The organism is Pseudoalteromonas sp. SMS1 (genome assembly GCF_021530565.1).
GTDB lineage: Bacteria > Pseudomonadota > Gammaproteobacteria > Enterobacterales > Alteromonadaceae > Pseudoalteromonas.
In genome coordinates, this window is sequence record NZ_JAKGBI010000053.1 from 1 (window position 1) to 2,964 (window position 2,964).

The window sequence follows — 2,964 nt, forward strand, 5'->3', positions numbered from 1 at the left end:
GCATACGTCATCGACTGACCTTCAAACACCAAAGCCGTACTGTCAGGCGTTCGGACAGCCTGTGCTTCAAACTGTTGATGTACCATCAGTTCGTGTGCATGTGCACACGCTGTGCTGTTCCACGTATGTAGTTGTTGATGTACTTCCGATGCTGACAGCACCGACAAGTGCTCTACGCGCTGTTCGGGTGAGTGTCTCAAACTTTGTACTAGTCCACTCAGTGCCTTTTGCATATACCCCATTACTTGCTGACCGTTCACAGCCTTATCCAGCTGGAACTCCAGCGTGAATCCTTCTGCTGAATCGTTCACGTTGAGTGTAAATGGGTAGTTCGTACGCTCTTTACCACTGAGCAGTGTCATCACATCATCACGTACAATACTCTCCGCTTGCGAGTGACGATAATTCAACATCGCACTGAATAGCGGTGTATCGTTTGATATCCCACTACACCCTTGGGCTGTTGCCAACGGTGTCTGCTCAAATGCCAATAACTCATGTAGCAGTGCTTGGGTCGAAGTTATGTACTCTTCACTGCTAAGGCCTACAAGCTGCATACGCACTGGCAGTGTATTAATAAACACCCCTAACATACTGTCAGCCCCTTCAATGCCTTGCAGTCGACCCGCTAATACGGTGCCAAACACAACATCGTCTCGACCTGTACATGCTGCTAAAAGCACACCAAAGGCAGCATGAAAAATGCTCGCCGGTGTAATACGCATTGCCTTGGATAAACGCCGGATCTCTGCTGATATTTCTGTGGAAACCTCTGCACTGCACGTCACTATTTCACTGCCATCCCCTTGAATATTGGCTAGATTGAATGGCAACGTCGCCTCTTCAACATTGCCCAACATCTCAGTGAAGAAATCCGTTGCGTCTCTTTGTTCCTGTTGCACTAACGTGTGCGCTATAAAGTCTCTATACGGCAAGCTCGGCGGCAATTCCGCCGCCTGACCCTGTAAGCAGCTCACCAATTCTTTTTGGATAATTTCAAGGCCAACATGGTCAGAAATAATGTGATGAAACTCCAACAACGCCACACAGCGTTCATCATCCGATGATGCCACAACACGCATCTGGAATAATGGGGCCTGTGTGAGACACATTTTATCACCCGACAGGGCTGCCAACTGTGCCTCAATGTCAGCTTCAGGGGCGAGCCACTCCACCGACAAAGCTGCATCCCGACACACAACCTGAACTGGTGCATCTAACCCTTCCCACAAAATGGCCGTGCGCAAAATATCATGACGAGATACCAATAAGGTCAACGCCGACACAACATCTTCCACCATTGCGCGTTGCTTAATCTCAAATATCAACGGGATAACATAAGGGTCATACGCCTCACTGAGCATATGTGCAAACAGAATCCCTTCTTGTAACGGTCCCAACGGATAGATATCTTGAATATTGGCCATACCACCAGGGATTTGCTGTGCTATATGGTCAATATTGTCCTGAGTTAAACTCACAAGAGGCAACATCTGAGGCGTGACCCTGTCACAAATGGCTGGAATGCCATTTGCTGGGGCACGATATAATACCTGTTCAATACGTGACTGCGCAGCCAATACCTTAGCCAACTCATTTAACTGTGCCATTTCAAAGAACGTATTCGCGCTCAGCTTAAACCCAGCACGTTGTACTTTAGAAATCACCTTCATTACCAACAGTGAGTGTCCACCCAACTCAAAGAAGTTCGCAGTGGCACTGATCTGCTCCAGTTGCAGCACATCTTGCCATATGTCACACAACAGTATTTCCATTTCTGTTTGCGGTGCGACATAGTCACTTTGTAAGTGTGAAATATCCATACGCGCTAATGCGCGTTTATCTATTTTGCCATTTGCCGTCAATGGCCACTGCGATTGAAGCACCCATGCTGACGGCACCATGTAATCCGGCAGTAACTGCTGTAGTGCATGCTTTATATCACGTAGGTAGGCGCCTTCATCTGCCACCCGCTTTGCAGGGATAACATGCCCTACTAACGTCTGACCCTCACAGACCAATACCTGAGCTTCTGATATACCGGCTAATGCACATAATTGTGCTTCGATTTCGCCCAGTTCAATCCTAAAGCCACGGATTTTTACTTGTTCGTCTATACGGCCTACAAATTCAAGGTTGCCATCAGGTAAATACCGCACCAAGTCTCCCGTTTTATACAAACGGGTATGGCCATTGGCTTTGTCCTGCGCGCTGGCATAAGGGTTATCAATGAATCGCTCTGCTGTTAGCGCAGGCTGTGCCAAGTAGCCTCTCGCTAATCCATCACCCCCTATATAAAGCTCCCCCGTCGCACCTTGTGGTAACAGGTTTTTATGGCGGTCTAAGACGTACAAACGCGCATTTTTTACTGGGCGCCCTATATGTATTGCATTGCCAAGGTGCTCTGTTGCTAAACTGTCATGTGTAAAGGCACTATAGCTGCACCCGACCGTTGCTTCTGTTGGCCCATATTCATTGATGAATGTTGCATTGGGTAGGCTGGCGGACACCTTCAAAGCGGCTTCACGGGTGAGCTGCTCTCCGCCAACCACTATGATATGTTGGTTCGACAGAGGCTCACTCAGCTCTAAACTCGCTAAATGAGCCGGTGTTAGTTTAAACATACCACATGCTTCACGCTCTAATATGTCAGTCAACTGCTCAGCAATAAACCCGTTAGTAGGTAACAGCGTCAGCACACTGCCATGTATCCAAGCGCCAAACAATGAGGTTACAGTTGCATCAAAGCTCAAAGAGGTACTCACTATGGCGCCACTGATTTGTGTATCACCATACTGCATCACGGTGTTTTGTAGATAGTTGACCACACTACGGTGTGCTAGCATCACCCCTTTTGGCTTGCCAGTTGACCCAGAAGTGTAAATCACATACGCAAGATGAGTGGATTGTAGCCCTGCAACCTTGCGGTTCTCTGTCTCACATTGCTGTAGCTGCGCAACAACC

General features: G+C 48.0%; 1 protein-coding gene. It reads right to left on the bottom strand.

Annotated elements, in window-relative coordinates:
- Window positions 1-2,964 (bottom strand): non-ribosomal peptide synthetase (locus L1286_RS23860; RefSeq protein ID WP_235409523.1); only part of this gene is annotated, 2,964 nt, incomplete at both ends.